At 72.3% G+C, this 23,407-nt stretch carries 26 protein-coding genes; 13 read left to right on the top strand and 13 right to left on the bottom strand.

Going from position 1 to position 23,407, the window contains the following annotated elements; genetic code table 11:
* Nucleotides 1-24: 24 nt before the first annotated feature.
* Nucleotides 25-270: a hypothetical protein gene (locus ACFYOU_RS01845; RefSeq protein WP_385486227.1), complete on the bottom strand. Its 246-nt coding sequence runs from the start codon at nucleotides 268-270 to the stop codon at nucleotides 25-27.
* A complete protein-coding gene (mca, locus tag ACFYOU_RS01850; RefSeq protein WP_389761719.1) occupies nucleotides 263-1,144 on the bottom strand; it encodes a mycothiol conjugate amidase Mca in 882 nt (293 codons plus the stop codon). Before mca ends, ACFYOU_RS01845 begins: the two co-directional genes overlap by 8 nt.
* Before the next feature lie 124 nt (nucleotides 1,145-1,268).
* Between mca and ACFYOU_RS01855 the strand changes: the two genes are divergently transcribed.
* Together ACFYOU_RS01855 and greA are read left to right on the top strand one after the other, a co-directional pair.
* Nucleotides 1,269-1,673 carry a DUF4307 domain-containing protein gene (locus tag ACFYOU_RS01855; RefSeq protein ID WP_385486231.1) on the top strand — a complete coding sequence of 135 codons (405 nt, stop codon included), beginning with the start codon at nucleotides 1,269-1,271 and terminating at the stop codon, nucleotides 1,671-1,673.
* A gap of 272 nt (nucleotides 1,674-1,945) precedes the next feature.
* The gene (greA, locus tag ACFYOU_RS01860; RefSeq protein ID WP_385486233.1) at nucleotides 1,946-2,443 is read left to right on the top strand and encodes a transcription elongation factor GreA; all 498 of its coding nucleotides are present in this window, start codon (nucleotides 1,946-1,948) and stop codon (nucleotides 2,441-2,443) included.
* 543 nt (nucleotides 2,444-2,986) lie between these two features.
* Here the strand turns inward: greA and ACFYOU_RS01865 are convergent.
* From ACFYOU_RS01865 to ACFYOU_RS01875, 3 genes are all read right to left on the bottom strand, one after another.
* Complete coding sequence (locus tag ACFYOU_RS01865) at nucleotides 2,987-3,838, bottom strand: ABC transporter permease (protein ID WP_387001414.1); 852 nt, start codon at nucleotides 3,836-3,838, stop codon at nucleotides 2,987-2,989.
* The gene (locus ACFYOU_RS01870; protein WP_391302745.1) at nucleotides 3,835-4,803 is read right to left on the bottom strand and encodes an ATP-binding cassette domain-containing protein; all 969 of its coding nucleotides are present in this window, start codon (nucleotides 4,801-4,803) and stop codon (nucleotides 3,835-3,837) included. Before ACFYOU_RS01870 ends, ACFYOU_RS01865 begins: the two co-directional genes overlap by 4 nt.
* Nucleotides 4,804-5,212: 409 nt before the next feature.
* A complete protein-coding gene (locus ACFYOU_RS01875; RefSeq protein WP_391302747.1) occupies nucleotides 5,213-5,677 on the bottom strand; it encodes a DUF1801 domain-containing protein in 465 nt (154 codons plus the stop codon).
* Nucleotides 5,678-5,857: 180 nt separating this feature from the next.
* Here ACFYOU_RS01875 and ACFYOU_RS01880 point away from each other — a divergent pair, with 180 nt between their 5' ends.
* The gene (locus tag ACFYOU_RS01880; protein WP_391302749.1) at nucleotides 5,858-6,268 is read left to right on the top strand and encodes a VOC family protein; all 411 of its coding nucleotides are present in this window, start codon (nucleotides 5,858-5,860) and stop codon (nucleotides 6,266-6,268) included.
* A 79-nt stretch (nucleotides 6,269-6,347) separates the two neighbouring features.
* Here the strand turns inward: ACFYOU_RS01880 and ilvA are convergent, their stop codons facing one another.
* Entirely contained in the window at nucleotides 6,348-7,589 is a 1,242-nt protein-coding gene (ilvA, locus tag ACFYOU_RS01885; RefSeq protein WP_391302751.1) for a threonine ammonia-lyase, read from the bottom strand.
* 151 nt (nucleotides 7,590-7,740) lie between these two features.
* Here ilvA and ACFYOU_RS01890 point away from each other — a divergent pair, with 151 nt between their 5' ends.
* From ACFYOU_RS01890 to ACFYOU_RS01900, 3 genes are all read left to right on the top strand, one after another.
* A complete protein-coding gene (locus tag ACFYOU_RS01890; RefSeq protein WP_391303759.1) occupies nucleotides 7,741-8,244 on the top strand; it encodes a MarR family transcriptional regulator in 504 nt (167 codons plus the stop codon).
* 280 nt (nucleotides 8,245-8,524) lie between these two features.
* Complete coding sequence (locus ACFYOU_RS01895; RefSeq protein WP_391302753.1) at nucleotides 8,525-9,040, top strand: sigma factor-like helix-turn-helix DNA-binding protein; 516 nt, start codon at nucleotides 8,525-8,527, stop codon at nucleotides 9,038-9,040.
* A 16-nt stretch (nucleotides 9,041-9,056) separates the two neighbouring features.
* Nucleotides 9,057-9,308 carry a hypothetical protein gene (locus ACFYOU_RS01900; protein WP_391302755.1) on the top strand — a complete coding sequence of 84 codons (252 nt, stop codon included), beginning with the start codon at nucleotides 9,057-9,059 and terminating at the stop codon, nucleotides 9,306-9,308.
* A gap of 14 nt (nucleotides 9,309-9,322) precedes the next feature.
* Here the strand turns inward: ACFYOU_RS01900 and ACFYOU_RS01905 are convergent, their stop codons facing one another.
* Nucleotides 9,323-10,477: a cystathionine gamma-synthase gene (locus tag ACFYOU_RS01905; protein ID WP_387001401.1), complete on the bottom strand. Its 1,155-nt coding sequence runs from the start codon at nucleotides 10,475-10,477 to the stop codon at nucleotides 9,323-9,325.
* 103 nt (nucleotides 10,478-10,580) lie between these two features.
* On the opposite strand from ACFYOU_RS01905, the gene ACFYOU_RS01910 reads away from it, so the two are divergent.
* The 3 genes from ACFYOU_RS01910 to ACFYOU_RS01920 all read left to right on the top strand — a co-directional run bounded on the left by ACFYOU_RS01910 (nucleotide 10,581) and on the right by ACFYOU_RS01920 (nucleotide 13,300).
* Nucleotides 10,581-11,708 (top strand): hypothetical protein, encoded by a 1,128-nt coding sequence (locus ACFYOU_RS01910; protein ID WP_391302758.1) that lies wholly within the window; start codon nucleotides 10,581-10,583, stop codon nucleotides 11,706-11,708.
* Nucleotides 11,709-12,179: 471 nt separating this feature from the next.
* The gene (gene msrA, locus ACFYOU_RS01915; RefSeq protein WP_391302760.1) at nucleotides 12,180-12,848 is read left to right on the top strand and encodes a peptide-methionine (S)-S-oxide reductase MsrA; all 669 of its coding nucleotides are present in this window, start codon (nucleotides 12,180-12,182) and stop codon (nucleotides 12,846-12,848) included.
* A 158-nt stretch (nucleotides 12,849-13,006) separates the two neighbouring features.
* Complete coding sequence (locus tag ACFYOU_RS01920) at nucleotides 13,007-13,300, top strand: hypothetical protein (RefSeq protein ID WP_391302762.1); 294 nt, start codon at nucleotides 13,007-13,009, stop codon at nucleotides 13,298-13,300.
* 27 nt (nucleotides 13,301-13,327) lie between these two features.
* Here the strand turns inward: ACFYOU_RS01920 and ACFYOU_RS01925 are convergent, their stop codons facing one another.
* The gene (locus ACFYOU_RS01925; RefSeq protein WP_391302764.1) at nucleotides 13,328-13,792 is read right to left on the bottom strand and encodes a hypothetical protein; all 465 of its coding nucleotides are present in this window, start codon (nucleotides 13,790-13,792) and stop codon (nucleotides 13,328-13,330) included.
* 77 nt (nucleotides 13,793-13,869) lie between these two features.
* Between ACFYOU_RS01925 and ACFYOU_RS01930 the strand changes: the two genes are divergently transcribed.
* Nucleotides 13,870-14,763, top strand: a complete 894-nt coding sequence (locus ACFYOU_RS01930) for a helix-turn-helix domain-containing protein (RefSeq protein WP_391302766.1) — start codon at nucleotides 13,870-13,872, stop codon at nucleotides 14,761-14,763.
* 5 nt (nucleotides 14,764-14,768) lie between these two features.
* Here the strand turns inward: ACFYOU_RS01930 and ACFYOU_RS01935 are convergent, their stop codons facing one another.
* From ACFYOU_RS01935 to ACFYOU_RS01950, 4 genes are all read right to left on the bottom strand, one after another.
* On the bottom strand, nucleotides 14,769-15,131 hold the full coding sequence (locus tag ACFYOU_RS01935) for a DUF1330 domain-containing protein (RefSeq protein WP_391302767.1): 363 nt from the start codon (nucleotides 15,129-15,131) through the stop codon (nucleotides 14,769-14,771).
* A 150-nt stretch (nucleotides 15,132-15,281) separates the two neighbouring features.
* Nucleotides 15,282-16,322 (bottom strand): NAD(P)-dependent alcohol dehydrogenase, encoded by a 1,041-nt coding sequence (locus tag ACFYOU_RS01940; RefSeq protein WP_389761746.1) that lies wholly within the window; start codon nucleotides 16,320-16,322, stop codon nucleotides 15,282-15,284.
* 376 nt (nucleotides 16,323-16,698) lie between these two features.
* Nucleotides 16,699-17,961: an Ig-like domain-containing protein gene (locus ACFYOU_RS01945; protein WP_391302770.1), complete on the bottom strand. Its 1,263-nt coding sequence runs from the start codon at nucleotides 17,959-17,961 to the stop codon at nucleotides 16,699-16,701.
* 300 nt (nucleotides 17,962-18,261) lie between these two features.
* Nucleotides 18,262-18,615, bottom strand: a complete 354-nt coding sequence (locus tag ACFYOU_RS01950) for a hypothetical protein (protein ID WP_389761750.1) — start codon at nucleotides 18,613-18,615, stop codon at nucleotides 18,262-18,264.
* Between the two features lie 110 nt (nucleotides 18,616-18,725).
* Here ACFYOU_RS01950 and ACFYOU_RS01955 point away from each other — a divergent pair, with 110 nt between their 5' ends.
* Both ACFYOU_RS01955 and ACFYOU_RS01960 read left to right on the top strand, forming a co-directional pair.
* Complete coding sequence (locus ACFYOU_RS01955; RefSeq protein WP_391302772.1) at nucleotides 18,726-19,055, top strand: hypothetical protein; 330 nt, start codon at nucleotides 18,726-18,728, stop codon at nucleotides 19,053-19,055.
* Between the two features lie 125 nt (nucleotides 19,056-19,180).
* Nucleotides 19,181-19,852 carry an MBL fold metallo-hydrolase gene (locus ACFYOU_RS01960; RefSeq protein WP_391302774.1) on the top strand — a complete coding sequence of 224 codons (672 nt, stop codon included), beginning with the start codon at nucleotides 19,181-19,183 and terminating at the stop codon, nucleotides 19,850-19,852.
* 27 nt (nucleotides 19,853-19,879) lie between these two features.
* Here ACFYOU_RS01960 and hutH read toward each other — a convergent pair whose 3' ends face one another.
* Complete coding sequence (gene hutH, locus ACFYOU_RS01965) at nucleotides 19,880-21,418, bottom strand: histidine ammonia-lyase (protein ID WP_391303760.1); 1,539 nt, start codon at nucleotides 21,416-21,418, stop codon at nucleotides 19,880-19,882.
* Nucleotides 21,419-22,601: 1,183 nt separating this feature from the next.
* On the opposite strand from hutH, the gene ACFYOU_RS01970 reads away from it, so the two are divergent.
* Nucleotides 22,602-23,372 carry a methyltransferase domain-containing protein gene (locus ACFYOU_RS01970; protein WP_391302776.1) on the top strand — a complete coding sequence of 257 codons (771 nt, stop codon included), beginning with the start codon at nucleotides 22,602-22,604 and terminating at the stop codon, nucleotides 23,370-23,372.
* Nucleotides 23,373-23,407: the final 35 nt, after the last annotated feature.

Genomic DNA, 23,407 nt, shown 5'->3' on the forward strand with positions numbered 1-23,407 from the left:
TCACGACGGCGCGGGCGGGATGGATCAGGGCTCGCGGGGGGCCCGGGGCTTCTCGTCCGCGGTTCCCGTGGCCGTGACCTCCTTGAAGTCGACCTTGCCCATGTGCTTGGTCATCGACTTCATCAGGCCCCAGACGGCGACCGCCATCGCCGCGAAGACGATGAACCCCAGCACTCCGGGGGTGACCTTGTTCTTGTCGACCTCGGCGGCGAGGGGGACGAGGTTGGCGACCACCTGGCTCGCGCTTGCGCTCACACTCATGTCAGGCATTGTCGCGGATGCCCGCGAAGAGGTCGTCCTCGGGGAGGGAGGTATCGACGAGCGACTTCGCCAGCTCGTACTCCTCGGTGGGCCAGACCTCCTTCTGGAGCTCCATCGGGATGCGGAACCAGCCGCCCTCCGGGTCGATCTGCGTGGCGTGCGCGATCAACGCCTTGTCCCGGATCTCGAAGAAGTCCGCGCACGGCACGTGCGTGGTGAGGGTCCGCTCGACCCGCTCGAACTCGTCCCAGCGCTTCAGCCAGTCCCCGTACGGGGACTCCAGGCCGCGGTCGAGCATCGCCTGGTGCAGTGCCTCGGTGCGGGGCCGGTTGAAGCCCTGGTTGTAGTACAGCTTGTCCGGCTGGAACACCGGCCCGAACGCGTCCTCGGGGAACGCCTCCGCGTCGTCCGCGCCGTCGAACGCGATCATCGTGATCTTGTGGGTCATGATGTGGTCGGGGTGCGGGTAACCGCCGTTCTCGTCGTAGGTGGTGATCACCTGCGGCCGGAAGTCGCGGATCTTCCGCACCAGCCGCCCCGCCGCCTCGTTCTCGTCCTCCAGCGCGAAGCAGCCCTCGGGCAGCGGCGGCAGCGGATCGCCCTCGGGCAGCCCCGAGTCGACGAACCCCAGCCACTCCTGCTGGACGCCGAGGATCTCGCGCGCCTCGTCCATCTCCTTCTTGCGCACTTCGTGGATGTTGTCCTCGATGTACTGGTCACCCTGGAGTTTCGGGTTGAGTACGGACCCGCGCTCGCCGCCCGTGCAGGTCACCACGAGCACGTCCACCCCCTCGGACACGTACTTCGCCATGGTGGCCGCGCCCTTGGACGACTCGTCGTCCGGGTGGGCGTGCACGGCCATGAGTCGCAGCTGCTCAGTCAAGACTCGATCCTCGTCGAATACGGCGCCCCGATGAGGGGGCGCGATGGGCGGCTTCTATAGTGACCGAATCGGGGGGCGAATAATTCCGGGACCCCGTCCCGTCACCCCCACCAGGAGGACGATCATGAGCGCGGTCCGTGAGCAGCTCCCGGAGGGCCGGTACGGCCGCTCCGCGGAAGAACACGTCGACCGCAAGCTGAAGATCATCGGTTCGGTCCTGGGCGTGGGGCTGCTGGCCCTGGTCACCTGGATCGGGTACGGCTACATCACCGGCAAGGCGGTGAGCGCCGAGCTGATCCGGTTCAAGGTGGTCTCGGACAGCGCCGTCGAGGTGCACCTGGAGGTCCGCAAGGACGCCTCGGTCCGGGGCTACTGCACGGTCCGCTCCCAGTCCGAGGACGGGGCCGAGGTGGGGCGCGCGGACTTCCGTTTCGACCAGCGGGCCGATCGCATCGACGAGGTGATCACCCTGCGGACGACGGCCCGGGGGACCTCCGCCGAGCTGGTGGGCTGCGAGTCCGACGGATAGCACCGGCCTCCTGCGGGGCCCTCCCGCCCGGTCGGTGAACCGCGGGTGACCGCCCGTCGACGCCGTGTTTGTCGGCCCGTGCGGGTGCGCATGCTCTCTGGGAGGGCCGTACGAGATCCGCACGGCGCTGGCCTGCGTTGATGTAAGTCTGATGCGATATGTCCTCCCCCTACAGCGCCGAAATTGTTAGGCTCGTGGTTTCGCCCACCGGTAGGCACACCCTTTTCCGGTAGGGCGATGCTTTGTATTCCCAGTACCGACGAGGAGCACCAGTGACCCAGACCAGTGAGAGCGTCACCTGGCTTACGCAGGAGGCGTACAACCAGCTCAAGGCCGAGCTGGAGTACCTGTCTGGTCCCGCCCGCACCGAGATCTCCAAGAAGATCGAGGCGGCGCGCGAGGAGGGAGACCTGCGCGAGAACGGCGGGTACCACGCGGCCAAGGAGGAGCAGGGGAAGCAGGAGCTCCGGGTCCGCCAGCTCACCCAGCTGCTGGAGAACGCGAAGATCGGCGAGATCCCGCCGGACGACGGCGTCGTGGAGCCCGGCATGGTCGTGACGATCGCCTTCGACGGCGACGAGGACGACACGCTCACGTTCCTCATGGCGTCCCGTGAGTACCCGTCCTCGGACATCGAGACCTACTCCCCGCAGTCGCCCCTGGGCGTCGGTGTGAACGGCAAGAAGGTGGGGGACGAGGCGACGTACGAGCTGCCCAACGGCAAGCTCGCGTCCGTCAAGGTCCTCGCTGCGAAGCCGTACTCCAGCTGACCGTACGAACGGGGCTCCGGGACGTTTCCCGGGGCCCCGTTGCTGTGTCCGCGTAGGCCCGGGGGCGGGTCCGTTTCCAGTGCGTTCCGCTTCGGGTGCGCTGTTCCGCTCGGGTGCGCTGGGCGTTTCGCGCAGTTCCGCGCGCCCCTGTCTGGTGCGTCCCGGTGGGGGTGCGCTGTTCCGTGCGGGTACGCGGTTGCTTCGCGCAGTTCCCCGCGCCCCTGTCTGGTGCGTCCCGGTGGGGGTGCGCTGTTCCGTGCGGGTACGCGGTTGCTTCGCGCAGTTCCCCGCGCCCCTTGATCGGGGCGTTTCTCGTCGCCGTCGTCCGCCCCGCGGCGCACCCGCACGGGACAGCGCACCCGCGCCAGAGCGGGCCCCGTGAGGGGCGCGGGGAACTGCGCGAAACGCACCGCGCACCGTACGGAACAGCGCACCATCAGGTGGACGCACCTCAGGGGCGCGGGGAACTGCGCGAGCAAGCACCGCGCACCCGCACGGGACAGCGCACCGCCCCGGGCAACACGAACGCTGAACCGAACCGGTTCAGGCCGCCGCGTTGCGGTACTTGCGGACGGCCAGCGTACGGAAGACCACGATGATCAGCACCGACCAGAGCAGGGACGCCCAGACCGGGTTCTGCATGGGCCAGGCCGAGGACTCGACCACCCCGGGGTTGCCGAACAGCTCACGGCACGCCTGCACGGTCGCACTGAACGGGTTCCAGTCGGCGACGTGCTGGAGCCACGGCGTCATCTTGCTGCTGTCCACGAAGGCGGTCGAGATGAACGTCACCGGGAAGAGCCAGATCAGCCCGCCGGAGGTCGCGGCCTCCGGAGTGCGGACGGACAGGCCGATCAGCGCACCGATCCAGGTGAACGCGTAACCGAGCAGGAGCAGCAGGGCGAACCCGGCCACCACCTCGGGGACGCTCGTGTGGGTGCGCCAGCCGACGAGCAGCGCCACGATCGCGAGGACGAGCAGCGTCAGTGCCGTCTGCACCAGGTCGGCCAGGGTCCGGCCGGTGAGGACCGCGCCGCGCGCCATGGGGAGCGAACGGAAGCGGTCGACGAGTCCGCGGTGCATGTCGTCGGCGATGCCCGCGCCGGCCCCCGCCGTGGCGAAGGTGACGGTCTGGGCGAAGATGCCGGCCATCAGGAACTCGCGGTACACCTCGGGGCTGGTGGAGCCGCCGATGTTCATGGAGCCGCCGAACACGTACGAGAACAGCACCACGAACATGACCGGCTGGAAGATCCCGAAGATGATCATCTCGGGGATGCGGGACATGCGGATCAGGTTCCGCTTGGCGATGACCAGGGAGTCCCGGACGGACTGGAGGGCCCCGCCGGTGCCCTTCGGTGCGGCGATCTCCACCGCTTCGGTCACGGCGCTCACTGGTCTGCCTCCTCGGCGGTCGTGGTGGCGGCGACGTGGCCGGTCAGGGAGAGGAACACGTCGTCGAGGGTGGGGCGGCGCAGCCCGATGTCGTCGATCTCGATGCCCCGGACGTCCAGTTCCCGGATGATCTCGGCGAGCAGCTTGGCGCCGCCGACGACGGGCACGGTGAGCTTGCGGGTGTGCTGGTCGGTGGCGACCTCGCCCTTGCCGAGGGCGGCGAGCACGCCGGAGGCGTCGGCTATGTGTTCGCGCTGGTGGACGACGACCTCGACCCGCTCGCCGCCGGTGCGGGCCTTGAGCTGGTCGGAGGTGCCCCGGGCGATGACCTTGCCGTGGTCGACCACGGCGATGTCGTGCGCGAGGTGGTCGGCCTCCTCCAGGTACTGGGTGGTGAGCAGGAGGGTCGTCCCGCCGGTGACGAGTTCCTGGATGACCTCCCACAGGGCCTGGCGGTTGCGGGGGTCGAGGCCGGTCGTCGGCTCGTCCATGAACATCACGGGCGGGGAGACGACGAGGGCGGCGGCGAGGTCGAGCCGGCGGCGCATGCCGCCGGAGTACGTCTTGGCCGGGCGGTCGGCGGCCTCGGCGAGGCCGAACCGGTCGAGCAGTTCGCCGGCGCGGACCTTGGCGGCCTTCGCCTTGAGCTGGTAGAGCTGGCCGACCATCTGGAGGTTCTCGCGGCCGGTGAGGTACTCGTCCACGGCGGCGAACTGGCCGGAGAGGCCGATCGAGCGGCGGACGTCGTTCGGGTGCTTGAGGACGTCGATGCCCGCGACGACCGCGCGGCCGCTGTCGGGTCGGAGCAGTGTCGTCAGACAGCGGACGGTGGTGGTCTTCCCCGCGCCGTTCGGGCCGAGCAGGCCGAGGACGGTGCCTTGGGGGACGTCGAGATCGACACCGTCCAGCGCCCTGACGTCACCGAAGGTCTTGACCAGACCTTCGGCGTAGATGGCGCCTGGCATGTGGTTACTCCCAGTGGTTCGGTCGCCCGTGACCGGGTGACGCGTCAAACGAAAAACATGAAATGCCCGAGATGCCCAAGTGTGCACGATCGCGGGGCATGGAAAATCCCCATGCGACACAGCGCCACGCGGCCCTACTCTGCGAAGTCGCCGCGAGTGACCCAGGACACGCACCATAACGCGATGTATCGCGTTTGCTCAACCGGTTTTCCGCGACCCACGGCGAGACGGGGACGCTCCAGGGGATCGGCGTCGGCGGTGACAGTGGACACACGGGTGCGCCGGGCCCGTCCTCGTGACGGGCCCGGCGCGAGCGGGCGGGGTTCCGGGCGACCGACCCGGGCGGGGGGCGACCCCGACGGGGGCGCCTCGGACAGGAGAGCCGACCGGGACGGGGCCGGTCCGGGTGTCAGCCCACGGCCTGCCTGACGAGCGCGGCGAGCGCCGCCTCGGCCTTCTCGCTCAGCTCGGTGACGGCGTACGACGTGGGCCACAGGCCGTCGTCGTCCAGGTTCGCCGCGGTGGTGAAGCCGAAGGTCGAGTAGCGCTCCTTGTCGACGTGCCCGCTGCGGAAGAAGCACACGACTTTCCCCTTGCGGGCGTAGGCCGGCTGTCCGTACCAGAGCTTCGGTGACAGCTCCGGGGCGTTGCTCGTGACGACGAGGTGGAGGCGTTCGGCCAGGACGCGGTCCGCCGGTTCCATCTCCGCGATCTTCGACAGCACGTCGAGTTCCTCGGCCGCGGCCTTCGTGCCGCGACCGCCGCGGCTCGTCTCCTGCTTCAGCTCCGCGGCGCGCGCCTTCATCGCAGCACGTTCCTGCTCGGAGAAGCCGCCCGTGGTCCTCTCGTCGTGCGTGCTGCCCGCTGCGCTCATCGCTGTCACTCTCCTGCTGGTGATCGGTGGGATGTGACCTCGACGCTAACCGTGGGGGGAGCGCCGCGCTTCTCGATTCCTGACCGGTTCGGGGCGACGGACCGGGGCCGGTCGGAGCCCCGTCGAACCGGTCAGGAATCGAGAAGCCCGCGCCCGGTGCACCGGCCTAGCGTGAAGCGCATGAACATCACCATCCACTACGCCTTCCTCCCGCACACCGACGCCGAAGCGGCCCTGGGCTTCTACCGCGACGTCCTGGGCTTCGAGGTCCGCAACGACGTCGGTTACGAGGACCTGCGCTGGATCACCGTCGGACCGGCCGGCCAGCAGGGCACCTCGATCGTGCTGCACCCGCCGGCCGTCGACCCCGGTCTCACCGACGAGGAGCGCCGCACCATCCTGGACCTCGTCGGCAAGGGCGCCCACACCCCGATCACCCTGGCCACCGACGACCTCGACGGGCTCTTCGAGCGGCTGCGGGCCGCCGGTGCCGAGGTCGTCCAGGAACCCGTCGACCAGGACTACGGGGTCCGCGACTGCGCCTTCCGCGATCCCACCGGCAACATCATCCGCGTCAACCAACTCGTCTGACGTTCACGTACGGGAGCGACGGGGCCGTTCACGAGACGCAGCCCCGTCCGCCCCGTCGGCGGCGACGTCCGACCGGCGCTCAGTCGATGATCGTGTACCCGGCCGTGCGCAGCGCCCCGCGGACCTCCGCGCAGTGGTCACCGCCCTTGGTCTCCAGGTGCAGTTCGACCTCCGCCTCCGTGAGCCCGAGCCGCGGATCGGTCCGTACGTGGCTGACGTCCAGCACGTTCGCGTCCACCACCGACAGCACCCCGAGCAGCGTGGCCAACGCCCCCGGCCGGTCCGTCAACCGCAGCCGGACGGCGAGGTAGCGCCCCGCCGCAGCCATCCCGTGCCGCAGGATGCGCTGCAACAGCACCGGATCGACGTTGCCCCCCGACAGCACCGCCACCACCGGCCCCTCGAACGCCCCGGGCTCCCCCAGCAGCGCGGCCACCGGCGACGCCCCCGCCGGCTCCACGACCTGCTTGGCCCGCTCCAGGCACAGCAGCAGCGCACGGGACAGTTCGTCCTCGGAGACCGTGCGCACCTCGTCCACCAACTCGGCGACGATGCGGAACGGCACCTCGCCCGGACGCCCGACCTTGATGCCGTCGGCCATCGTCGCCTGGTACCCGATCGACACCGGTCGGCCCGCCGCCAGCGAGGGCGGGTACGCCGCCGCACCCGACGCCTGGACGCCGACGATCCGCACGTCGGGCCGGAGCGCCTTCACCGCGACCGCGATGCCCGCCGCCAACCCCCCGCCGCCCATGCCGACGACCACGGTCCGCACCTCGGGGCACTGTTCCAGGATCTCCAGCCCGACCGTGCCCTGCCCCGCGACGACGTCCCGGTGGTCGAACGGATGGATGAAGACGGCGCCCGTCCGGCGGGCGTGCTCCTCGGCAGCGGCCAGGGTCTCGTCGACGACCTGACCGTGCAGCCTCACCTCCGCGCCGTACTCGCGGGTCGCAGCGATCTTAGGGAGCGGCGCGCCCACGGGCATGAAAACGGTGGCACGGACGCCGAGCAACTCCGAGGCGTGGGCGACGCCCTGCGCATGGTTGCCGGCACTCGCCGCGACGACCCCCGCGGCGCGCTCCTGGGGCAGCAGACCCGCGATCCGCACGTAGGCGCCGCGGAGTTTGAACGAGCCCGTGCGTTGGAGGTTCTCGCATTTGAGGTGAACCGGTGCACCGACCAGCGACGACAGATGGCGGCTGCCCTCTATGGGGGTCATCCGCGCGATCCCCTGGAGCATCTTCCGGGCGCCGCGGACATCGTCCAGCGTGACGGGCGGATCGCCGGGGAGAAAGGAGTCAGCGGTGGCATAGCTCATGACGCAAGTCTCGCAGCTCACGCCGGGCGTGCCGGCGGGCGCGACGGGTTTCTCCAGCGCCCGTACGGGGGACCCCCGCTCCGCGTACTGTGTCCACCAATTCTTTCCGTACGCATGAAGTGAGCCTTCGGCCATGCCCACAACACCAGAAATGTCGATGGACATGATGACCCCCGGCGACACCGGTCTTCTCGACGCGCTTCAACACGAAGTGGCCCTCTTCGCCCGCCGGGCGGAGCAGACCCGCCTCGGCGGCGTCGGGCAAGTGCGCAACTCCATGGACCGTGCCGCGTACCTGCTGCTCAACCGCCTGGACAAGGAGGGACCCATGGGCGTCAAGGCACTCGCGTCGAGCATGGGCATCGACTCCTCGACGGTGACGCGCCAGGTCGCCCCGCTCGTCGACACCGGACTCGTCAAGCGCACCTCCCACCCCGAGGACGGCCGTGCGGTCGTCCTCCAACTGTCACCGCGTGGGCACGCCCGCCTCAGCGAAGTGCGCTCCTCGCGCCGGGAGTTGATGGCCCAGCTCACCGAGGACTGGGAACCCACCGAGCGTGAGGTCTTCTGCGCCCTCCTCACGCGCTTCAACACCGCGCTCTCCACCAGGATGGCCGCACCCGCGCCGGAAACGGAGGTCGTCAGCCGCTCCTGAACCACCGCGCGGCCCGTCTCGACGGGTCAGCCGTGCACCACCGTGCGACGGGCGGCAACTCCCGTTCACCCGACCCGGGTTCACCTCGCCACCCCCTCCGGAGCCGACGCCGACTGGACCCGGAGGTCCGACGAAGGAACCCGGGCCGACCGTCGCCCTCTTGACCCCGGCCCCGCACCCGGCCCGATAGTGGGAGCACGGGCCCGGCGGGCGGGCCGGGGACCGCCCTCCCCGCACCGGCCGACGCGTCCGCCGTCGGAACGTCCGGTCAGGAGGCGCGATGCGGCACCGGCACCAACACGGGAGCCAAGACGCCCACCGGGCCGCGGAGTTCGACGCGTTCGCCGCGGGCGCCGGCGGACGACTGCTGCACCTCGCGACCCTGTTGACGGCCGAACCCGCGGACGCCAACCCGCGCGCCCGACGGCTGCTCGTCGACGCCCTCGCCCACACCTGCGCCGCCTGGCGGCAGTTGCACGGCGACGATCCGTACGCCCACGCCCGTGACCGACTCGTCGTCCGCTTCGCCGGGGACGCCTGGCGCGTCTGGCGCGCCAAGGTACCGCTGCCCCGCGCCGGCATGCAGCGGAGCGGAACGGTGCTCGCGGGGCTGACGACCCACGAACGGCTCGTCGTGGTGCTGCGGTTGCACGAGGGCGTCGCCGAGGAACAGGCCGCCGCGCTGCTCGGGTTGTCCGAACACCGGGTACGGGCACTGTGCGCGGGCGCCGTCGCCGAAGTGCTGCGCCCCCGCCGCGGCGGGCCCGTCGCCCTGCCCGGGGCGGCACCCTCGTGACCCCCCGGACGGGGCCGTGAGCCGCGCCGAACGGGACGAGGCCGCCGTACGACGGCTCCTCGACGCGCCCCCGCCCCCCGTACCCCCGCGACTGCGCGTGGAGGCGGCGGAGCGCGGCGGACGGCTCCTACGGCGCAACCGGGCCGTCCGGCGGGCGCTGTGGCTGCTGCTGTGCGCCGCCGTGACGGCGGTCGCGGTGTGGGCGGCGGTGGCCGACGGACCGGCCGGACCGCCGACGGACACCACCCCGCCGCTCACCGGCTGGTGAGCGGCCCGACCGGCTCAGCCGAGCGCCTGCTGGAGGTCGGCGAGGAGGTCGTCCACGTTCTCGATGCCGACCGACAGCCGGACCAGGTCCGCCGGCACCTCCAGCGCCGAACCCGCGGCCGAGGCGTGGGTCATCCGGCCCGGGTGCTCGATCAGCGACTCCACCCCGCCCAGCGACTCGCCCAGGGTGAACAGCCGGGCCCGGTCGCACACCGCGACGGCCGCCTCCTCGCCGCCGGCCACCTGGAACGACACCATGCCGCCGAACCGCTTCATCTGCTTCGCGGCGACCTCGTGCCCCGGGTGCTCGGGCAGCCCCGGGTACAGGACCTTGGTGACCCGCGGGTGCCGGGTCAGCATCTCGGTGATCCGCCCGGCGTTCTCGCTGTGCCGGTCCATCCGCACCGGCAGCGTCTTGATCCCCCGCAGGACCAGCCACGAGTCGAACGGACCGGCGATCGCGCCCATCGCGTTCTGGTGGTACGCCAGCTCCTCCGCCAGCTCCGCGTCCCCGGTGACCAGGGCGCCGCCGACGACGTCGGAGTGACCGCCCATGTACTTGGTCAGCGAGTGCACGACCACGTCCGCCCCGAGCGCCAACGGCTGCTGGAGGTACGGCGTGGCGAAGGTGTTGTCCACCACCAGCCGCGCCCCGGCCTCGCGGGCGATCTGCGCCACGACCGGGACGTCGGTGATGCCGAGCAGCGGGTTCGAGGGGGTCTCCACCCAGATCACCCGGGTCTTCGGGGTGAGCGCGGCGCGGACCGCCTCCGGGTCGGAGGTGTGCGCGACGGAGAACTCCACGCCCCAGCGCGCGGCCACCTTCGCGAACAGCCGGAAGGTCCCGCCGTACGCGTCGTCCGGGATCACCACGTGGTCCCCGGGCGAGAGCAGGGTGCGCAGCAGGCAGTCCTCGGCCGCGAGCCCCGAGGCGAAGGCGAGACCGCGCACCCCGCCCTCCAGCGCCGCGAGGTTCTCCTCCAGCGCGGTCCGGGTCGGGTTGGCGCTGCGGCTGTACTCGTAGCCGCCCCGCAGCCCGCCCACCCCGTCCTGTTTGAACGTGGACACCTGGTGGATCGGCGGGACCACCGCCCCGGTCAGCGGATCGGCGGTGTTGCCCGCGTGGATCGCGACGGTTTCGAAGGAGTGCGTGGAGTGCGAGTCGCTCATGGGCACCGAGCGTAATGCGGCACGGACCGGACGGGTCACCGGGACGGGGTCCGTCATGTGACAGGTTCGCCAATTGTCGGACGCGTCTGGTTCGCTTGTACGCATGGAGATTCTCTGGTTCCTGATGGCGCTGGCCCTGCTCACGGCGGTGCTGGTGCCGTTCCTGCGCCGCGGGCGCGGGGGCGGCGGCATCCAGCTGGTCAGCCCCGACGCGCCGGACGCCGCGGATCCGGCGTCCTACGGCTTCCTGCTCCAGGAGCAACTGGACGTGCGCATGCCCGGCCCGGACGCCGATCTGGTCGACGTGCTGGACGTGGTGCGCGGCACCCAGGACTGGCGGGCCGCGTCCCAGCTGCTCGCGGGCACCGGGGCCGAGGGCGAGCGGCGCTGGCAGCGCGTCCAGGCGTTCGCGGGCTCCGCGTCCCTGGAACTCCAGCAGCGGCCCGGCGGCACGGGCGGGGCGGGCGCCGGCGCGCAGTGGTTGCGGTCCTGGCGCACCGATGCGCCCAAGGACGCGGGGGGCGCGGCGGTGCAGGCCGAGTTCCTGGTGCAGCAGGCGTTCCGCACGGCGACGCCGGGGACCGACGAGTTCCGGATCATCCTGGAGGAGGCCCGTGCGGCCTGCGGTCAGGCCGCACTGCTGGCACCCGGCGACCCGGTCCCGTACGTCATCGAGCTGAGCATCGCGCGGGGCCTCGGCTACTCGCGCACGGAGTTCGAGCAGCTGTGGCTGAAGATCCTGGACCGTGCGCCCGCGCACATGGGGGCGCATCTCGCGGCGCTGCACTACTGGGGTGAGAAGTGGCACGGCTCGCGTGAGCTGGCGTACTCCTTCGCGGAGGCCGCGGCGGCCCGGGCGCCCCGGGGTTCGCTGCTGTCGGCGCTGCCGCTGTTCGCGGTGTACCAGCACCTGCCCGAGCTGGCGCTGGTCAACGACCTGTACGGCACGGAGGTCGTGCGCAACGCGATCGAGGGGGCTCTCTTCGCGGCGCACTCGGCGCGGCCCGACGACCCGATGCTGCCGCACGTGCGGCACCTGCTGGTGTTCTTCCTGGTCCGCTCGGAGCGGTGGGGCGAGGCCATGCAGCAGTTGGTCCACGTGGACGGGCACGTCGGGGCCGTGCCCTGGACGGTGTCGGCGGATCCGGCTGCGGACTATGCGGTGTACCGGGCGTTGGCGGTCGCGGGGTACGAGGCGAACGGGGGGAGTCCCGCGACGCTTCCGCGCTGAGCGCAGTCCGGGCGGTTCCTGGTCGGGGCCGCCCGGTGTCTGCGGTGCGTTGCCCTGTGCGGGTGCGCTGTCGTTTTGCGCAGTTCCCCGCGCCCCCTGTCGGGTGCGATCGGCCCTGGGTTCGCTGTCACGTGCGGGTGTGCGGTGGTTTTGCGCAGTTCCCCGCGCCCCTAGAGGGGCGCTCCGGTGGGGGGCGTTCCGCGGGTCACTGAGCGCGGCACCCGCAGGTGACGACGCACCCGCACCAGGGCGCCCCGATCAGGGGCGCGGAGAACTGCGCGAAACGACGGCGCACCCGCACAGGACAGCGCACCCCCAGCGGAACGCACCCCATAGGGGCGGGGGAACTGCGCGAAACCACCACGCACCCGCGCAGGACAGCGCACCGGGAGGTGGTCGTACTCGGCAGGGGAATGGTTGGGTGGTGCCGGTCGTTGGACCGGAGGAAGTGGTAGAGCCCGGAGGAGACCCATGTTCCTGCACAGCCGTACCCCGCAGCTGCCGACGCCGGAGCAGGCCCTGAAGGGGCGCCCCGAGCCGACCTACGCCGTGCCCGAGCGCCACGCCGTCCTCGACAATCCCCTGCTCGGCCCCTACCCGCAGGGCCTGGAGGTCGCCGATTTCGGCCTCGGCTGTTTCTGGGGGGCGGAGCGCAAGTTCTGGCAGACGGAGGGTGTCTGGACGACCCTCGTCGGTTACCAGGGCGGCTACACCGAGCACCCGACGTACGAGGAGGTGTGCGCCGGCGTGACCGGTCACACCGAGGCGGTGCGCGTGGTGTACGACCCTGCCGTGGTGTCGTACGAGTCGCTGTTGAAGCTGTTCTGGGAGTCCCACGACCCCACCCAGGGCTTCCGCCAGGGCAACGACGTCGGTACGCAGTACCGCTCGGCGATCTACCCGCACTCCCCCGCGCAGGCCGCCGCTGCGGAACGCTCCCGCGAGGCCTACCAGCGGGTCCTGTCGGCGACCGGCCACGGCACCATCACCACCGAGATCCTGCCGGCCGAGGGCCGCGAACTGTACCCCGCCGAGGGGTACCACCAGCAGTACCTCGCGAAGAACCCGAACGGGTACTGCGGCATCGGCGGCACCGGCGTGGCCTGCCCGATCGGCGTGGCCCCGGCCGCCGACGAGTGAACCGTCCTCGTCCCACCGTCCTCGTCCCACCCCCCGACCGCCGACCAGTTCGCGCCGGAGTGCGGGCACCGCGTTGATTCCGGCGGGGGAACGGGGAGGCTCGGCCCGATGGCCGGGGCGTGGGTCCCGGTGCTCTCATCGGGAGAGGACACCGCATCATGGCAGTGCGCAAACTGCTCTCCACCGCGGCCGTGGCCGCACTCGTGACCGGCGCCGCGCTGACGGCCGCCCCGACCGCCCTGGCGGACGCGACGGCCGCCCCCGGGGCCGCCCGGACCGTCGCCACCGCGACGAACACGCCTGCGGCCGAGGCCGGTTGGGTGTACTACGGCTACCGTCCGAACCTCGGTGAGTGCATCCGGGCGGGCCAGGCACTGGTGGCCTCGGGGTGGACCACCGACTACCGGTGCGACGACGGACCGTGGGTCACCCTGCTCTACGTGTGGCAGTGAGCCGCATCGCCCCGGGGGCCGTGCGGTTCAGCGGCCGTACTCGTCGGGGCGGTGCTCCACGTACTCGACGGTGAGGCCGTCCGCGTGCCGGGCGGTGAAGCCGGAGCCCGTGGGCACCCGGTGCACGGGGACGAGGATCTCCGCGCCCTCCGCCTCCAGCCGGGCCAGGTACGGGGACACCGAGGCGACCAGCAGGGTGCCGTGGGTCGCCCGGAACGGCGCGAGCACCTCCTCGGTCCCCTCGATCAGGAGGAAGGCGCCGACTGCGGACAGCGCCAACTGCTTCTCCGGGTAGGTGAACCACAGGTCCCGCTCGGTGTCGAGCAGTCGTTCGTAGGAGGACGTCAACGCCTCCAGGGTGCCGGGGCCGGTGAACACCCGCAGGAACACCCGGGGTTCGGTGAGGTGCGAGGAGTCGGAGGAGCGGCGCTCCAGGACGGTGTCCGGCGTCGCATGCGGTGTCGGGTGCGGTGTCGTGGTGTGCTGGGTCATGGCGTCAGCCTCGCCGCACCGGCGCGGGCCTGCCAGTGGCCCGTTCCTACGGTGACCACAGGTCATAGGCTCGGCGCATGACGTCGAACGGTCCGCAGTCCAGCCCCGCCGTCCTGCGCCGCCGACAGCTCGGCGCGTTCCTCCGGGCCCATCGCGAACGGTTGGCCCCCGGTGCGGTCGGGCTGCCGGACGGTGCGCGCCGTCGGACGCCAGGGCTGCGGCGGGAGGAAGTGGCGGCACTGTCCGGGGTCGGCGTCGCCTGGTACACCTGGCTCGAACAGGGGCGGGTGGAGACCTCGCGGGAGGTCCTGGAGTCGGTCGGCCGGGCGCTACGACTGGACGCGGAGCAGCGGGGCCACGTGCTCCGGCTCGGCGGCTACGCACCGTTGACGGTGGCCGAACCCCCGAACGTCGCCGACGGCACCGAGGGGGCTGCGGGGGCGGGGCGGTTCGACGGGGCGGGCGGGGTGCCCGGTGCGCTGCGGCGGATGATCGACGCCTGGGAGGGGTCGCCGGCGCTGGTGCTCGATCCGGTGCTGGGGATCGTCGCGTGGAACTCCGCGTACCTGCGGGTCTGGCCCGACCCGGGCCCGGTCCCCGAGGACCGGCGGAACCTGTTGCTGCTCCTGCTCTCGGACGGGGCCCACCAACGGCTGCTGCTCGACTGGGAGGAGGTCGGGCGGGACCTGCACCGGCACTTCCGGGCGTTCGCGGACGGGGCGCCCGACGATCGGCGGGTGCGGGAGGTGTCGGGGCGGTTGGAGTCGCTGCGGCCCGACCTCGCGCACTGGTGGCGGTGCCGCGAGGTGGCGAGTTTCGCGCCGCGCACGGTGCGGCTCGCCGCGGGGGGCCGGGGCGACCCGGTCGAGTGGGAACTCTCCCTGGTCGCCCCGGCGGTGGGGGGCGGCGGGCTCAGCGTGCTGGTGCAGACACGGATCGACCGGGGTGACCGGGGTGACCGGGCCGAGTAGGCGGGTCAGTCGGTGGACGGGGCGGGCGCGGGGCGGAGCTTGCGGGCGGTGGTCGAAGCGTCGTAGCCGTCCGGAACGCCCGGCACCAGCACGGTGCGGCAGTCGAAGTTGCGTACGCGCAGGGGCAGGAGCTCCTGATAGGCGTCGGAGTCCCACCAGTCGCGGGCGGCAGCGGTGTCGGGGAAGCCGATCATCACGATCGCGCCGGGCCAGGGCCCCTCGATGACCTCGGGCTCGACGCCGTGCACCAGGAAGCGCCCGCCGAAGGGGTCCATGGTGGCCTGGATGCGCTCGATGTAGTCGGCGATCTCGGCCATGTCGGGCGGGGTGTCACGGGGCTGGAGGTGGCAGATGGCGTACGTGGTCATGGTCCGTCCCTGCGGCTCGGGCCGCCCGCTCCGACCGCGTGCGTGCGGCGCTCGGAGCGGGCGACTGCTTCGGTGTCGATACTCGTACGGGGTCGCGGTCCGGTCGATTACCCCGGAGGTAAGGGGCGTCGCCGGTGCGGCGAGGGGCCGTCAGATCGTGGTGGTGTCGATGACGAACCGGTAGCGCACGTCGCTGCGCAGCACCCGCTCGTAGGCCTCGTTGACCTGGTCGGCGGGGATGACCTCGATCTCCGAGGCGATGCCGTGCTCCGCGCAGAAGTCCAGCATCTCCTGGGTCTCCTGGATGCCGCCGATGTTCGACCCGGCGAGCGACCTGCGGCCTCCGATCAGGGCGAACAGGTCGAGGGAGACCGGCTCCTCGGGGGCGCCGACGTTCACCAGGGTGCCGCCGGTGCGCAGCAGGGAGAGGTACTTCCCGAAGTCCAGGGGTGCGGACACCGTGGAGACGATGAGGTCGAAGCGGTCGCGCAGCTTCTCGAAGGTCTCCGGGTCGCTGGTGGCGTGGTAGTCGCTGGCGCCGAGCCGCAGGCCGTCCTCGCGCTTGCCGAGGGTCTGGCTGAGCACGGTGACCTCGGCGCCGAGTGCGTGGGCGATGCGGACGGCGAGGTGGCCGAGGCCGCCCATGCCGATCACGGCGACCCGCTGGCCGGGGCCGGCGTTCCAGTACCGCAGCGGGGAGTACGTGGTGATGCCCGCGCAGAGCAGGGGCGCCGCGGTGTCGAGGGGCAGTGCGTCGGGGATGCGGAGGGTGTAGTTCTCGTCCACGACGATCTGTCGGGCGTAGCCGCCGTAGGTGGGGTCGCCGTTCTTGTCGCGGTCGTTGTACGTGGCGACGGGGCCGTTCGCGCAGTGCTGTTCGAGGCCGGCGCGGCAGTTGTCGCAGGTGCGGCAGGAGTCGACGAGGCAGCCGACGCCCACGCGGTCGCCCACGGCGAAGCGGGTGACCCCGGCTCCGGCGGCGGCGACGGTGCCGGCTATCTCATGGCCGGGGACCATCGGGAAGATGCCCTCCTGCCAGCCGTTGTTGACCTGGTGGATGTCCGAGTGGCAGATGCCGGCGTACTGGATGTCGATGAGGACGTCGTGCTCGCCGAGGGGGCGCAAGGGGACGGTGGTGCGCTCCAGCGGGGCCTTGGGCGTGGGAGCGGCGTAGGCGGGAACGGTGGTCATGGCGGGCGTCTCCTCGGTCCGGCGCGGGCCGTCGGCTTCCGGCCGCGACCCGCGCTGTCGTGCGTGTTCGGTAGGTGCACCGCGTACGGGGGCCGCGGTGTTCGTGTGATTCACGAAGTTCGTGGTGTTCGTGTTGTTCGTGGTGTTCGTGTTGTTCGTGGTGTTCGTGTGCGGAGTCAGGGATGACCCTCCCCCATAGAACACCTGGCCGAACATCGGTTCGTGGGCGCCCCCTGCGGGACGCGGGTCCAGGTCCGGGTCCGGGGGCAGCTGAAAGGGCCGTCGCTCCCCTGGTTCGAGGGAGCGACGGCCCCGTAGCCGCAGGCGTACCGGTGCACCGGTGTACCGGGCACGCACCGCACCGGCCGAGCGGGCGTCAGACGGCCGAGCCGGCCTTCCACTGCGCCCAGCCCATGTTCCAACCGTTGAGGCCGTTGTCGGGCTTGATGGTCGAGTCACCGGTGTTCTTGACGACCACCACGTCACCGAGCAGCGAGTTCTTGAAGAACCAGGAGCCGGGGGTGTTCGGGTCGCCGGCGCCCTTCGTGTCGGACAGCCCTATGCAGCCGTGGCTGGTGTTGACGCTGCCGAAGATGGACTTGGCGCCCCAGTAGTTGCCGTGGATGAAGGTGCCGGAGGTGGACAGGCGCATGGCGTGCGGCACGTCCTTGATGTCGTACTCGCCCTTGCCGTCGTCGTCCGTGAAGCCGACCGTCGCACCGTTCATCCGGGTCTCCTTGAACTTCTCGGAGATCACCATCTGACCCTCGTACGTCTTCGTGGTGGGCGCACCGGCCGAGATCGGGATGGTGCGCACGACCTTGCCGTCCTGGGTCACCTTCATCTGCTTCGTCTTGGCGTCGACGATGGAGACCTGGTTGCGGCCGACCTTGAAGGTGACGGTCTTCTGCTGGACGCCGTAGACGCCGTCCGCGCCCTCCACCCCGTCGAGGGCGAGCTTCAGCGTGACCGTCGCGTTCTCGGTCCAGTACTTCTCGGGGCGGAAGTCGAGGCGCTGGGGGTTGAACCAGTGCCCGACGACCTCCTCACCGCTGCTGGTGGAGACCGTGATCGCCTCCTGCACGGCCTTGCGGTCGGTGATCGCCTTGTCGAAGTTCAGCGAGACGGGCATGCCGACGCCGACCGTCGAACCGTCCTCCGGGGTGAACGAGCCGATGAAGCTGTTCTTCGGTGCGACGGTGGTGAACGACGCGTTCTCGTGGGACGCGCGGCCCTCCGCGTCGGTGGCCGTGGCGGTGACCTTGTAGCGGGTGGCCCGTTCGAGTTGGGCGTCGGGCTTCCAGGACTTCTTGTCGGCCGATATCCGCCCGGCGACGGCCTTGCCGTCGCCCGTGGTCATCGTGACCTTGGTGAGGGTGCCGTCGGTCACCGAGACCTTGGCGGCGTTGTTGATGCTGGCGTTGCCGGCGCCGTCCTTCGGAACGATGACTATCTTCGCCTCGGACGCCTTCTCCGCCGCTGCCTTGTCGACCTGTGCCTGCGGCTTGCCCGACGCGTTCGCCCCCGCGTCACCGCCGCCGTCCCCCGATCCCCCGTCACTGCACGCGGTGAGCACCAACACCCCGCTGAGCAGCGCGGACGCGGCCATGACTCCCCTGCGCCGCCTACTGTCCGTCATCACAAGCCTTTCCATCGTCACCGATTTCCCCGCACACACGGCAGCCCTGTCCAGGTACAACGCGCTGACCACGCCTTCCGGTTCCAGCGTCGATCAAGCTGTGGGACACACCACGTCCGCCGACACCGGCCCGTACGGGGCTCGTTCCCCGTGTCTCCGGCGCGCCGCACGAGCGGCCCCGTTCACCCCGGGGCGACTCCCCCGGAAAGGGCGCGAGGCCCCGGCGGCGGATGCCGTCCGGGGCCTCGTCCGTCCGTGGTCGGCCGGAGCCGAACCCGAATCGGCGCACGCCGTCGGGTCCTACCGGAGGTCGCCGCCCGCGTCCTCGCTCCCCCCATCATCGTCGTCCTCGTCCCAGTCCGTTCCTTCGGGGTCGTACTCGGCCTCCGCTACTTCCTCGCTGCTCCAGGAGGCCCGCAGCAGATCGATCCCGGGTACCTCCCTGACCAGGTCGAACGGGTCCACGAGGTAGGCGAGCGCCTCGGCTGTGTCCTGTTTCACAGCGAGTTCGGCACGGGCCCGCTCGGTGGGGTCGATGCGGTCGTCCCGGGCGATCAGCCGGAGAGCACCGCCGGTCAGCGCGTCCCCGTCGCGGACTTCCACCAGCAGATCGGCGTGCAGGCGCACATAGTGGGATGTTTCGGTGTTGGTCATGGTTCGGAGGGTAAGGCCGAGGAGGCCCGCGACTTTCCTGCGACCCGCGGGGTTCACTAGCATCGGTCCACCCGGCCAATTCGCCAGCGTCACAAGGGGATCGATATTCCGTGTCCGCCGCCCGCCGCTCGTTGCTGACCGCAACCGCCGCCGGAACCCTCCTCGGCGCCCTGTGGTTCGTCCCTTCCGCCAACGCGACCGACGGAGAGCCCCTCACCCCGCCCCGGTCGGCCGCCGACACGGCCGTCAGATCCGAGGGCGCCCCCCTCACCCCCGTCACGTACCGGGCGCCGAACGCCGGGGCCGCTCAGGACGGCGCACGCCTCGCCGACACGGGCGCCTTCGACACCGCCCCGTACGTCTACGGGGGCACCGCGTTCCTGTGCGTGGGCGCCGGCTTCGTCGTCTACTCGGTCCGCCGGAGCCGCACCGCCCCCTGAGACGCGGAGCGCACCGACCGCTGACACCCGGGGCGCACCGCCCCGCGTCAAGCCCTCGGCGAACGGCACCAGGCCCTGGGCGAACAGGGCTGGTCGCGGGCGCCCCGGGCGCACAGGCTCGGGCCATGGAGATCTTCGAGGTGGTACCGGGACTGCACATGCTGCGCTTCCCCGTGGGGGCGGCCTACCTGTGGCGTGACGGCCGCGAGCTGACCCTGATCGACACCGGTCCGGTCGGCCACGCGGCGCAGATCGAGGACGTGCTCGACGGCGAGCTGAAGCGGATCGTGTTGACGCACTGGCACGAGGACCACACCGGGTCGGCGGCCGAACTCGCCGGTCGGCACGGGGCGGAGGTGGTGGCCCACCGGCTGGAGGCCCCGGTGGTCCGGGGGGAGGCGGTGGGGGCGCCGCCGGTGCTGGAGGAGTTCGAGATACCGATCCGGGCGGGCGTGCCGCAGTTGCCGCCGGCCCCGCCGTGCCGGGTGGACCGGGAGGTCGAGGACGGCGAGGTGCTGGCGTTCGGCGGCGGAGCCGCGGTGGTCGCCGTGCCCGGGCACACCGACGGGTCGATGGCGCTGCATCTGCCGGGCCCCGACGTGCTGTTCACCGGGGACGCCGTCCACAACGTCGGTCGGCCCTCGCTGGGCGTCTTCAACACCGACCGCGCCCGGGCCGTGGAGTCGCTGCACCGGATCGCCGGGCTGGGCGTCGCCACGGTGGTCTTCGGCCATGGTGACCCGGTCGTCGGCGGCGCGGCGGACGCCCTGCGGGGAGCGGCCGCCGCGGCCGGGTGAGACCGGGTCCCGTGGGGTGGCGGGGCGTCAGGCCAGCGGGCCGGTCACCGACTCCGCGGCGCTGACCAGGTGTCCGTCGCGGACGAAGGCGTCGGCGGCGGCCAGGTCGGGGGCGAGGAACCGGTCAGGGCCGGGGCCGCCGACCCCGGCCGCGCGCGCCGCGGCGATCACCGCCCGGGACGCCTCGGCGGGGGTCAGCCCGGCCCGCAGTTCGATCGCGCGGGTGGCCGCGTACAGCTCGACGCCGAGCACCCGGGTGAGGTGGGCGACGGCGGTGCGCAGCTTGCGGGCGGCGGACCAGCCCATGGAGACGTGGTCCTCCTGCATCGCGGAGGACGGGATCGAGTCGACGGACGCCGGTACGGCCAGCCGCTTCAGTTCGCTGACCAGCGCGGCCTGCGTGTACTGGGCGATCATCAGACCGGAGTCGACGCCCGGGTCCTCGGCGAGGAAGGCGGGCAGGCCGTGCGAGCGGTTCTTGTCGAGGAGCCGGTCGGTGCGGCGTTCCGCGATGGAGGCGAGGTCGGCGACGGCGACGGCGAGGAAGTCGAGGACGTAACCGACCGGCGCTCCGTGGAAGTTGCCGTTGGACGCGACCCGACCGTCCGGCAGGACGACCGGGTTGTCGACCGCGGCGGCCAGTTCCCGTTCCGCCACGAGACGGGCGTGCGCGAGGGTGTCCCGCCCGGCGCCCGCGACCTGGGGCGCACACCGCACCGAGTAGGCGTCCTGGACCCGCGGGGCCTCGTCCTGGTGGTGGCCGGTGAGTCCGGACCCCCGCAGCACGGCCAGCATGTTGGCGGCGGCCGCGGCCTGACCGGGGTGCGGGCGGATGGCGTGCAGGGCGGGGGCGAGCACCTGGTCGCTGCCGAGGAGCGCTTCCAGGGTGAGGGCCGCGGTGATGTCGGCCGAGGTGTAGAGCCGGTCGAGGTCGGCGAGGGCCATCAGCAGCATGCCGAGCATGCCGTCGGTGCCGTTGAGGAGGGCGAGCCCTTCCTTCTCCCGCAGTTCGACGGGGTGCAGGCCGTGCGCGTCGAGCAGCTCGGCGGCGGGGCGGACGGTTCCGTCGGGCCCCTCGGCGTCGCCCTCGCCGATCAGGGTCAGGGCGCAGTGGCTCAGCGGGGCGAGGTCGCCGGAGCAGCCGAGCGAACCGTACTCGTGGACGACGGGGGTGATGCCGGCGTTCAGGAGGTCGGCCAGCGCGTGGGCGACCTCCGGGCGGACGCCGGTGTGCCCGGAGCACAGGGTCTTCAGCCGGAGGAACATCAGCGCGCGCACGACTTCGCGTTCGACGCGGGGGCCGAGCCCGGCGGCGTGCGAGCGGACGATGTTGCGCTGGAGGCGGGCGCGCAGGTGCGGGCCGATGTGCCGGGTCGCGAGCGCACCGAATCCGGTCGAGACGCCGTACACGGGTTCGGGTCGGGCGGCGAGGGCCTCGACGATGTCGCGCGCGGCGGCGAGGGCGGACTCCGCCTCCTCGGACAGCCGGACGTGTGCGCCGCCCCGGGCCACGGCGAGCACATCGGCCGCGGTGGTCCCCGAGGCCCCCAGCACCACAGTGTGCATATCCATATTCAGGAGCGTACGCAGTGAATTGGAGCTTGTCACGAGGTCCGTGGGCCCCCCGGAGCCGCCGGGGCGGGCCCGGGTCGACGCACCGGGGTACGCGTACCCCGGTGCACGGGGCCACGGCCGCCCGGCGGGCCGGGGCGGCCGACGACTCCACGGACCGGGAGGCCCGGTGGCCCCGTCCCGGCGAGCGGGGCGGGCGGGCCCGCGGGCCTGAATGCCTGGAGGCCCCGTCCCGGCGAACCGGGGCCGGCAGCCCCGCGGCCCGGAATCCCTGGCGGCCCCGTCCCGGTCCACCGGACCCTGAACGCCTGGCGGACCTGGTAGACCGGGCCGGTGACCCGGCGGACCGGCGGACCCGGTGGCCAACTAGCCCGGCGACCCCTGCTGGACCAGGACCCCGCGACCAGGCGAACCAGTAGCCCCTCAAACCGGAACCGGTGACACGAGGACCCAGGACACGGGACCGGGTGGGCCCGGGCCGATGGACGGAGTACTGGCCGGGCAGGGCCCGGTGGCCCGGCAGCCCCATGGCCTGGTGAACCCGAAGCCCGGTGAGCCTACGGCCTGGTGACCCCGAAGCCAGGCGGACCGAGGCAGGCCCGGCGGACCCGGGGCGGTCCCGAAACCCGGCGGGCCGGGGGCGGGCCCGGCGGGCGGGGTCCGGTCGGGCGGCGGAACCAGCGCCCCCGCACCGGGTCCAGGGGACCGGCGCCTCCGCGCCCCGCGGACCGGCGACCTCGCGCCCCGCGACCCGGGGGACCCGGAGCCAAGTGGACCGGGGCCGCCGGCGGCAGGGCGGGCCCGGCGGGCGAAGGTCCGCCCGGTGGAGCGGCGGTAGCGGCGGGCGGGGGCACGGCGAACGGCCCCGGGGGCCACTTGGCGCCCGACTCCGCACCGACGTGCGCCACGAGCACGTCCGCGCACCCGTGACCGAGGCCGTGCTCGGTCCGAAGCCGGGCGACGGGTCCCCACTTGTGGCGCACGGTGCGTGGTCGTCGGTCAACTGCCCGGCACGGCGTCCACCGTGGGACGGCCCGTCCCGGCGCGCCCCCTCACCCGTTCAGGGACAGGATCCGCGCCCCCTCCGCACGGCGCCGCGCGGCTACCCGGACCGCGCCGGGGGAAGGGTGTCCTGGCGGCGCGAGGGACGCGGGAAGACGCAGGAGAGGGGATCACGATGCTCGGCGAAACGGCCCGCACCTGGCTACGGCGGTGGGACGAACAGCAGGAGCGCTACAGCCCGGACCGCGAGGAACGGTTCCGGGTGGTCCTCGACGTCACCCGGTGGTCCCTGGAGCGGGCCTCCCCCGAACGCCCGCGGATCGTGGACCTGGGGTGCGGCACGGGTTCGCTCACCGGCCGCCTCGCCCGCGCCCTGCCGCACGCGCAGGTGGTGGGCGTCGACGCCGACCCGATGATGTTGGGCCTGGCGGAGGAGGCAGTCGCCGGCACCGGTGCCCGGCTGTTCCTCGACGACCTCAACTCGCCCGGCTGGGCGGACCGGGCCGCCCCGGACGGCCCCTGGGACGCGGTCGCCTCCTCGACGGCCCTGCACTGGCTGGAGCCGGCGGACCTCGACGCGCTGTACCGCCTGGTGGCCGACCGACTGCGACCGGGCGGCGTCTTCGTCGACGCCAACAACCGGGCCCCCGAGGGCTCCCCGGCGGCCCGCGCCCTGGCCCGCCGGGTGCGGGACGCCCGCGCCGAACGGGCCGGCAGGGCCGACCGGGAGGACTGGGACTCCTGGTGGAAGGCGTTCCTCGCCGCTCCGGAACTCGCCGACCTCGCACGGGCCCGGGAGCGACGGCCGATCGCCCGGCGCGCGTTCGCCCCGCCCCTGGACCTGACCACGGGCGAGCAGACCGGGATGCTCCGGGCGGCGGGATTCGGGACCGTCACCACGGTCTGGCAGTGCGGCGACGACAGCGTCCTGGTGGCCCTGCGCTGACGACGGCGAGCGGGGGCCGGGGCGCGCCCGCCGCC

Source organism: Streptomyces sp. NPDC005955 (assembly GCF_042871255.1).
Lineage (GTDB): Bacteria > Actinomycetota > Actinomycetes > Streptomycetales > Streptomycetaceae > Streptomyces.

Bases quoted from the DNA above. Each gene is read 5' to 3' on its own strand.
- ACFYOU_RS01845 (WP_385486227.1), bottom strand. From the start codon at position 270: ATGCCTGACATGAGTGTGAGCGCAAGCGCGAGCCAGGTGGTCGCCAAC.
- ACFYOU_RS01855 (WP_385486231.1), top strand. From the start codon at position 1,269: ATGAGCGCGGTCCGTGAGCAGCTCCCGGAGGGCCGGTACGGCCGCTCC.
- ACFYOU_RS01870 (WP_391302745.1), bottom strand. From the start codon at position 4,803: ATGCCAGGCGCCATCTACGCCGAAGGTCTGGTCAAGACCTTCGGTGAC.
- ACFYOU_RS01875 (WP_391302747.1), bottom strand. From the start codon at position 5,677: ATGAGCGCAGCGGGCAGCACGCACGACGAGAGGACCACGGGCGGCTTC.
- ACFYOU_RS01880 (WP_391302749.1), top strand. From the start codon at position 5,858: ATGAACATCACCATCCACTACGCCTTCCTCCCGCACACCGACGCCGAA.
- ilvA (WP_391302751.1), bottom strand. From the start codon at position 7,589: ATGAGCTATGCCACCGCTGACTCCTTTCTCCCCGGCGATCCGCCCGTC.
- ACFYOU_RS01890 (WP_391303759.1), top strand. From the start codon at position 7,741: ATGTCGATGGACATGATGACCCCCGGCGACACCGGTCTTCTCGACGCG.
- ACFYOU_RS01895 (WP_391302753.1), top strand. From the start codon at position 8,525: ATGCGGCACCGGCACCAACACGGGAGCCAAGACGCCCACCGGGCCGCG.
- ACFYOU_RS01905 (WP_387001401.1), bottom strand. From the start codon at position 10,477: ATGAGCGACTCGCACTCCACGCACTCCTTCGAAACCGTCGCGATCCAC.
- ACFYOU_RS01910 (WP_391302758.1), top strand. From the start codon at position 10,581: ATGGAGATTCTCTGGTTCCTGATGGCGCTGGCCCTGCTCACGGCGGTG.
- msrA (WP_391302760.1), top strand. From the start codon at position 12,180: ATGTTCCTGCACAGCCGTACCCCGCAGCTGCCGACGCCGGAGCAGGCC.
- ACFYOU_RS01920 (WP_391302762.1), top strand. From the start codon at position 13,007: ATGGCAGTGCGCAAACTGCTCTCCACCGCGGCCGTGGCCGCACTCGTG.
- ACFYOU_RS01925 (WP_391302764.1), bottom strand. From the start codon at position 13,792: ATGACCCAGCACACCACGACACCGCACCCGACACCGCATGCGACGCCG.
- ACFYOU_RS01930 (WP_391302766.1), top strand. From the start codon at position 13,870: ATGACGTCGAACGGTCCGCAGTCCAGCCCCGCCGTCCTGCGCCGCCGA.
- ACFYOU_RS01935 (WP_391302767.1), bottom strand. From the start codon at position 15,131: ATGACCACGTACGCCATCTGCCACCTCCAGCCCCGTGACACCCCGCCC.
- ACFYOU_RS01940 (WP_389761746.1), bottom strand. From the start codon at position 16,322: ATGACCACCGTTCCCGCCTACGCCGCTCCCACGCCCAAGGCCCCGCTG.
- ACFYOU_RS01945 (WP_391302770.1), bottom strand. From the start codon at position 17,961: ATGACGGACAGTAGGCGGCGCAGGGGAGTCATGGCCGCGTCCGCGCTG.
- ACFYOU_RS01950 (WP_389761750.1), bottom strand. From the start codon at position 18,615: ATGACCAACACCGAAACATCCCACTATGTGCGCCTGCACGCCGATCTG.
- ACFYOU_RS01960 (WP_391302774.1), top strand. From the start codon at position 19,181: ATGGAGATCTTCGAGGTGGTACCGGGACTGCACATGCTGCGCTTCCCC.
- hutH (WP_391303760.1), bottom strand. From the start codon at position 21,418: ATGCACACTGTGGTGCTGGGGGCCTCGGGGACCACCGCGGCCGATGTG.
- ACFYOU_RS01970 (WP_391302776.1), top strand. From the start codon at position 22,602: ATGCTCGGCGAAACGGCCCGCACCTGGCTACGGCGGTGGGACGAACAG.